The 7,393-nt window shown below is 67.7% G+C and carries 8 protein-coding genes and 1 rRNA gene; all 9 read right to left on the reverse strand.

What is annotated here, in order from left to right; translation table 11 throughout:
• Nucleotides 1-66 precede the first annotated feature (66 nt).
• Nucleotides 67-1,116: a lysophospholipid acyltransferase family protein gene (locus GAS53_RS54120; protein ID WP_151485191.1), complete on the reverse strand. Its 1,050-nt coding sequence runs from the start codon at nucleotides 1,114-1,116 to the stop codon at nucleotides 67-69.
• A 14-nt stretch (nucleotides 1,117-1,130) separates the two neighbouring features.
• Nucleotides 1,131-2,192, reverse strand: a complete 1,062-nt coding sequence (locus GAS53_RS54125) for an NAD-dependent epimerase/dehydratase family protein (RefSeq protein ID WP_151485192.1) — start codon at nucleotides 2,190-2,192, stop codon at nucleotides 1,131-1,133.
• A gap of 323 nt (nucleotides 2,193-2,515) precedes the next feature.
• The gene (locus GAS53_RS54130; RefSeq protein ID WP_003948845.1) at nucleotides 2,516-2,614 is read right to left on the reverse strand and encodes a 30S ribosomal protein bS22; all 99 of its coding nucleotides are present in this window, start codon (nucleotides 2,612-2,614) and stop codon (nucleotides 2,516-2,518) included.
• A 165-nt stretch (nucleotides 2,615-2,779) separates the two neighbouring features.
• Nucleotides 2,780-2,989, reverse strand: a complete 210-nt coding sequence (locus GAS53_RS54135; RefSeq protein WP_093781815.1) for a helix-turn-helix domain-containing protein — start codon at nucleotides 2,987-2,989, stop codon at nucleotides 2,780-2,782.
• Between the two features lie 129 nt (nucleotides 2,990-3,118).
• The gene (locus GAS53_RS54140; protein WP_151485196.1) at nucleotides 3,119-3,934 is read right to left on the reverse strand and encodes a phosphatase; all 816 of its coding nucleotides are present in this window, start codon (nucleotides 3,932-3,934) and stop codon (nucleotides 3,119-3,121) included.
• 158 nt (nucleotides 3,935-4,092) lie between these two features.
• Nucleotides 4,093-5,265 (reverse strand): acetoin utilization protein AcuC, encoded by a 1,173-nt coding sequence (locus GAS53_RS54145; protein ID WP_151485193.1) that lies wholly within the window; start codon nucleotides 5,263-5,265, stop codon nucleotides 4,093-4,095.
• Nucleotides 5,216-6,442, reverse strand: a complete 1,227-nt coding sequence (locus tag GAS53_RS54150; RefSeq protein ID WP_151485194.1) for an MFS transporter — start codon at nucleotides 6,440-6,442, stop codon at nucleotides 5,216-5,218. Before GAS53_RS54150 ends, GAS53_RS54145 begins: the two co-directional genes overlap by 50 nt.
• Before the next feature lie 124 nt (nucleotides 6,443-6,566).
• Nucleotides 6,567-7,214, reverse strand: coding sequence for an HAD family hydrolase (locus GAS53_RS54155; RefSeq protein WP_151485195.1), 648 nt, complete (start codon nucleotides 7,212-7,214; stop codon nucleotides 6,567-6,569).
• Between the two features lie 95 nt (nucleotides 7,215-7,309).
• A 5S ribosomal RNA gene (gene rrf, locus GAS53_RS54160) occupies nucleotides 7,310-7,393 on the reverse strand; the annotation flags it as partial.

The following is a 7,393-nucleotide window of genomic DNA, read 5'->3' on the forward strand; positions in this document are numbered from 1 at the left end:
TCGGTGGGGGCGCCCCTTTTGAAAAGGGGCGCCCCCACCGACGTACACACACGCTTTCAGGAGCCGTCAGAAGAAGACCGACCTGCGCTGCACCAGCAACTTGTACAAGGTGTGCTGGATCTGTTCTCTGACCTGGTCCGTCAGGTTGAACATCAGCATCGGGTCCTCTGCCGCCTCCGGCGGATAGCCGTCCGTCAGGATCGGCTCGCCGAACTGGATGGTCCACTTCGTCGGCAGCGGGACCGCACCCAGCGGGCCGAGCCACGGGAACGTGGGCGTGAGCGGGAAGTACGGGAAGCCCAGGAGCCGGGCGAGGGTCTTCGCGTTGCCGAGCATCGGGTAGATCTCCTCCGCGCCCACGATCGAGCACGGGATGATCGGGGTGCCCTGGCGGAGAGCCGTGGACACGAAGCCGCCGCGGCCGAAGCGCTGGAGCTTGTAGCGCTCGCTGAAGGGCTTCCCGATGCCCTTGAAGCCCTCCGGCATCACGCCGACCAGCTCGCCGCGCTCCAGGAGGCGTTCGGCGTCCTCCGCGCAGGCGAGGGTGTGACCGGCCTTGCGGGCCAGTTCGTTGACCACCGGCAGCATGAAGACCAGGTCGGCCGCGAGGAGCCGGAGATGCCGGCCGTCGGGGTGGTTGTCGTGGACGCCGACCTGCATCATCAGGCCGTCCAGCGGCAGCGTGCCGGAGTGGTTGGCGACGATCAGCGCCCCGCCCTCCGACGGGATGTTCTCGATGCCCTTCACCTCGACGCGGAAGTACTTCTCGTAGAAGGGCCGCAGCAGGGACATCAGCACCTGGTCGGTGAGCTCCTGGTCGTAACCGAAGTCGTCGACCTCGTAGTCCCCCGTCAAGCGTCGCCGCAGGAAGGCCAGGCCCCCGGCGATGCGCCGGTCCCAGCCACCCTCCTGCGGCTTCTCCACAGCAGCCGGTTCCTCACGCGTCACGGGAGCATCATCCTGCTGAATCGTTCGTGCGGGCAGAGGCTGGACCTCACGAACCGCCACGGGCTCGCCCTTGCGCCTGCTCCCCGCGCTCCGGCGCCGCGGCGGCCGCTGTACGGCACTCCCACGGGACCGGTCGTCGTCGAACGGAATGACCTTGGCGTCCGCCATCGTTGATGCGCTCCTCAGTTGGCGCTCTGCGTCGGGGGGTGGCCACCGCCCAGTACAGGCAGTGCGGCGATCCGGTCGACGGCCCCCGCAAGGGCCTCGGGGGGCAGGAGTCCGGGCCCCCGGCTGCGCGCGAAGTCCGCGAAGGTCTCCGCGGTCGTGTACTTGGGCCGGTAGCCGAGCGTCTCGCGCATCTGGCGAGTCGCCACGACCCGGCCATGGGTGAGCAGCCGCAGCTGCTCGGGCGAGAAGTCCGTCATACCCAGCGTACGCAGCGCCGAGCCCACCCACGTCACCGCGGGCATCAACACGGGGACGGTGGGCCTGCCCAGCCGCCGCGCGCACTGCGAGAGCAGCAGGACGCCGTCGCCGGCGATGTTGAACGTGCCGCTGTTGAGCGTGCCGCGCTGCGGCTCGTGCGAGGCGATCCGCAGCACCTCGATCACGTCGTCCTCGTGCACGAACTGCAGCCGCGGGTCGTAGCCGAGCACGGTCGGCAGCACGGGCAGCGAGAAGTACGAGGCGAGCGGCGAGTCCGCGCTCGGCCCGAGGATGTTCGCGAGCCGCAGCACGCACACGGCGACATCGGGCCTGCGACGCGCGAATCCGCGTACATACCCCTCGACCTCCACCGTGTCCTTCGCGAAGCCGCCGCTGGGCAGCGACTTGGGCGGGGTCGTCTCGGTGAAGACGGCCGGATCGCGCGGCGCGGACCCGTACACGTTCGTACTGGACTTCACGACCAGCCGCTTGACCGTCGGCGACTTCTGGCAGGCGCCGAGCAGCTGCATGGTGCCGATGACGTTGGTCTCCTTGACCGTGGTCCGGCTGCCGCTGCCCAGCGGGGTGCCCGTCACGTCCATGTGCACCACGGTGTCCACCGAGTGCTCGGCGAGAACCCTGGCGATGGCGGGCTGCCTTATGTCGGCCCGGACAAAGTCCGCTCCGCCCAGATGGTGCTCCGGCGGTACCGCGTCCACGGCGACCACCCGATCCACCTCGGGGTCACGCTGGATCCGTCGTACGAACCGGCCCCCAAGCTGACGGGCCACTCCGGTCACGAGCACGACCTTCCCCAAGATCAGCGCCTTCCTTCCAGCCGTCGACGACATCCTGCTCGTACTCTGCCGCGTTCCCCGTGACGGCCACGTTAGCGGGTCGATGTTGCGCTGTGATGACCGCCCGATGCACGAAGTGACGACACCCCCGGACGTACGATCAGACCAAGCCATTCGCCGCACAGGCATACGCCCAGACATACGCACACCGTTCGTCCGGCCGGACCATTCGGCCGGGGACGACTGTGGCCCCTCACCAGCCGGTGAGGGGCCACAGAGCGCACTGTCGCAGCATCGCCCACTGCCCTGTTCTGCTCATGGCGGGCGACCGCTGCTTGCCGCGACTACTTCTTGTTGCGACGCTGAACGCGAGTGCGCTTGAGCAGCTTGCGGTGCTTCTTCTTCGCCATCCGCTTGCGCCGCTTCTTGATAACAGAGCCCACGACTACCCTCGCTCACTTCTCTTAACTCGGTGCTGGGCTGCATGGGCCCACACGACCTATGAGGGGCCAGCCTACCCGCCTGAGCGCCGAGGTTGTAATCGAGGGGTTCCGGGTGAAATCCCGGGGACGCCTTCCGGCCGCCCCGGGACTCGCCCGGGATCACCGTCAGGCTGTTTCCACCCCCACATAGGACTCGCGAAGGTACTCGTGAACCGCTTGCTCCGGGACGCGGAAAGACCTCCCGACCCGGATCGCGGGCAGATGACCGCTGTGCACCAAGCGGTACACGGTCATCTTCGACACTCGCATCACCGAGGCGACTTCCGCCACGGTAAGGAACTGCACCTCGTTCAGAGGCCTCTCGCCAGCTGCCATGACACACCTGAACCTTCCGCACTCGACGGCCACCGGCTTCCCCTTCCGGTGACACTTCGTCGTTGCGTGCTCACTCCCCAGAGTAGGGGCGGGTGATGCGAGTGGGGAAGAGGAGTAGCCATCGGCGGCCTACTGTGACAGACACGCTCGATTGAGTACATAGCGAGTAAGCGGTCGGTAGTAATCAGACCGCACAGCGTCATCAAGTGGAACGGCGACGGACACCCGCCCCTCTGCCTCTCCGACGAACAGCGCGGGATCGTCCGTGTCACCCAGGCCGATGGCCTCGAACCCCAGCTGACCTGCCCCGCAGACCCACCCGTGGTCTCCCACCACGAGCTCCGGAAGGGGCCCGCCGGCCTCCGCCGCGGCGGCCAGGGCAGTGCGAACCGGGAGGGGGGAGTGCGTGTGCGCGCCGGTCTCACGACCGGCGGCCGGCGCCCCCGGTTCGCGTACCAGCGCGACTCCTCGTACGTAGTCAAGGTTGTACGTGCGTAGTCCGAACCGGGTCGTTATGTCGACACAGTCACCATGCGCGGGGGTGAGGACGGTACACCCCGCCGCCGACAGAGCGTCCGCGAGGGCGGCGTAGAAACCGAGCAGTCGGTGCGGATGCCCGGTGCCGAGCAGCACGGGTGAACGGTTCCGCACGGCTTCCGCAAGCCGCGCGGCGAAGGCCTCGAGCGCCGCCAGGGTCCGTTCGGGATCGATCACATCCGGCCCCGAAGTGTGCCGGGGATCGCCGGAAACCCCACATTTGTCTGCCATCAAAGCGATCAGATCCGGCTGCTCCCACGTCCATTCAGGGTCAAGCCCGATCATCACCCGTGGGTCCCGTGCCGCGAACAGCCGATAGCTCCTGAGGCTCTCCTCCCGCGAGGTGGCCACAGTCCCGGCCAGCCTCGCCGCCAGCAAATGCGCCCGCAACGCTCCGGTACTCAACACGCCCCGATGCTGACGCATATGCAGCGGGCCCACCCCCAAAACGGGGGAAACACCCCACAGTTGGCGTAACGCGGGCTATGGGGGCGGCGGGGGCGAGAAGACGCCCAGCCCCAGGAGCAGGCCCAGGAGCAGGCCCGAGCCCAAGCGCAGGCGGAGCCCTACGCCAACAACCCCCGCAACGGAAACACCGCCCGGCGCGCAGCCAACACCGCCTGGTCCAGCCGGTCCGCGGGGTCGTACCCCGACTCCCAGCCCTTCCACTCCACAGGCCAACGCCCATCAGTCATCCGCGCGGGCGCCAACTGCCGCGTACGAGCAAAGACTTCCTGCCGCCAGCTCTCAGGAATCACCGACTCGGGCGCAATCTCCCGCCCCGCGGCGATCGCGACGAGATGCGTCCAGGACCGGGGCACCACATCCACCACGGCATACCCGCCCCCACCCAGAGCGACCCACCGCCCCTCGGCGTACTCGTGCGCCAGCTCATGACAGGCAACCTGCACAGCCCGCTGAGCATCCAGCGAGACGGCAAGATGAGCGAGCGGATCCTCGAAGTGCGTATCGGCCCCGTGCTGAGTCACCAGCACCTGCGGCCGAAAGTCGGCGATCAACTCCGGCACGACGGAGTGAAAGGCCCGCAGCCACCCCGCGTCCCCGGTCCCGGCCGGCAGCGCCACATTCACGGCGGAGCCCTCCGCGGACTCGGCCCCGGTCTCCTCGGGCCACCCGGTCTGCGGAAACAAGGTCCGAGGGTGCTCGTGCAACGACACGGTCAGAACCCGCGGATCTTCCCAGAACGCGGCCTGCACCCCGTCCCCGTGATGCACGTCCACATCCACGTACGCGACCCGCTCGGCCCCGAGCTCCAACAACCGGGCGATGGCCAACGAGGCGTCGTTGTAGATGCAGAACCCCGACGCGCCCCCCGGCATCGCATGATGCAGCCCACCCGCGAAGTTCACCGCGTGCACCGCCTCACCCCGCCACACGGCCTCGGCGGCACCCACCGACTGCCCGGCGATCAAGGCGGACACCTCATGCATCCTGGCGAAGGCGGGATCATCCATGGTCCCCAGCCCGTACGCCCCGTCCGCAGCCCTCGGATCCACGGAAGCGGTCTTCACCGCCTCGACGTAGTCCTCCCGGTGCACGAGCCGCAGGGTCGAATCCCCGGCCGCCTTGGCCGCGACGACATCCATCTCCCGGTCGAGCCCGAAAGCATCGACCAGTCGCCGGGTCAGCGACAGCCGGACCGGATCCATCGGATGATCCGGACCGAAGTCATAGCCCGTTACTGCCTCGTCCCACATCAGCTGTGCGCGGCCGCTCATGCCCGTCACCGTATCGGGAAGGTCCAGGAGCGAACGACCGGGCATACACCAGCGTCACCAGCACCAACACCATCGGCACAAGCATCGCCCCCCGATAGCTCCACGCATCGCCCAGAGCCCCCACGAGGGGTGAACCGACCAAGAACCCGACATAGTTGAAGATATTCAGCCGGGCTATGGCCGCGTCCGCGGCCCCCGGGAACAGCCTCCCGGCCGCCGCAAAGGTCTGCGGCACGATCACACACAGCCCGAACCCCAGCAGCGTAAAGCCGAGCATCCCGACCCAGGCCCCCGGCGCCGCCGCCACCACGGCGAACCCCACCGCCGCGACCAACGCACCGGCCCGCACCACCGCCACGGCCCCGAACCGCCGCACCCCGAGGTCCCCGACGGCCCGCCCGAGCAGCGTGGTGACCATATAGACGTTGTACGGAACGGTCGCCAGCTGCTCCGAACTGCCGAGCACATCCTGTAGATACTTGGCGCTCCAGTTGGAGACGGTCGAGTCCCCGATGTAGGCGACGGCCATCACCAGACACAACGGCAGCAGCAGCTTGAACCCGACACCCCCGCTCCCACCCTCGCCCGCGACCTGCGCCTTCTCCTCCTCCTCGGGGCCACCCCCGTCGACGTACCACCGACTCCCCACGAACGCGGCGGGCAACAACACCACCACGACCGGCAGATACGACACGAAGAGCGCGAGATCCCAGTGCGCCCCCACCCACGCGAGCGACGCCCCGACAATCCCGCCCAGGCTGTACGCGGCGTGGAACCCGAGCATGATGCTGCGCCCGTACGTGTGCTGGAGGCTCACCCCGAGCATGTTCATCGACGCGTCGAGCGCCCCGACCGCCAGCCCGAAGGCACCGAGCGCGAACCCGATCTCCCACAGCCCGTCACCGGCCCCGACCCCGAGCAGCGCGAGCAGCACGACAGGCTGCGACCACCGCAGTACGTGACTGGGCGGCACCCGCTTCACCAACTGCTCGGTACAGACGCTGCCGACCCCGGCAAGGATCGGCACGGCGGCGAGGAAGGCGGGCAGCAGCCCGTCGGATATCCCGTACCGGTCCTGGATCGCCGGGATACGTGTCACGAGCAGCGCAAAAGCGACGCCCTGGGCGAAAAAGCTGAACGCCAACGAGGCCCGGCCGCGCCGCAGCACATCTGTCATGGCGGCTCAGCGTAGGGCTCCGGCTTACTCGTGGGTAGACACTTCAGAAGATGAATTTTTCTCAACTCTGAAGCTAGAAGATCAACTACGTGAACCAACGGATCGTCAGTCCCGGGGCAGGCCCTCAGTCCTGAAGCAGGCCGATCAGCTCACTCATGTCCCCGAAGAGCCGATCGGCCCCCGCCAGCCGCTCCGCCGGCGTCATCGCCGTGAACCCGTACACATCCATCCCCGCCGCGACGGCCGCCCGCACTCCGAGCGGACTGTCCTCGACCACAAGGCACTTCTCCGGCGGTACGCCCATCCGCTCGGCCGCGTGCAGGAACAGATCAGGCGCCGGCTTCCCTCGCCCCACGTCCTGCGAACTGAAGATCCGCCCGTCGTCGAACCACAGGTCAAGGCCGGTCTTCCGATGCCCGACCCGGATCCGCTCATGACTCCCGGAAGACGCCACACAGTACGGAACGCCGTCCGCGGCCAGCTTCTCCAGCACCTCCACGGCACCCGCCACAGGCTCCAACTCCCGCTCGAAGGCAGCGAATACCCGCGCGTGAAAGACATCGTCGAAGTCCACCGGCAGCGGCTGTCCGGTCCGCTCCTCGACCAGATCGTGTACGCGATGCATGGCGGCGCCCATGTAGTCACGCAGGGAGTCCTCGTACGAGGTGGGATGCCCGAGCTCGGTGAGATACGCGGCCAGAAGCGTGTTGGAGATCGGCTCACTGTCCACGAGGACGCCGTCGTTGTCGAAGATCACCAGGTCATAGCGCATGCTGCAACACTAGAATGCGATGACCCTGAACGCAGAAAGACCCCTGAACGCAGAAAACCCCCTTGCCGACCGGCAAGGGGGTTTTCTCAATATTTGTTCGGCGGTGTCCTACTCTCCCACAGGGTCCCCCCTGCAGTACCATCGGCGCTGTAAGGCTTAGCTTCCGGGTTCGGAATGTA

This window comes from Streptomyces albicerus, from assembly GCF_008905045.1.
Taxonomy (GTDB): domain Bacteria; phylum Actinomycetota; class Actinomycetes; order Streptomycetales; family Streptomycetaceae; genus Streptomyces; species Streptomyces albicerus.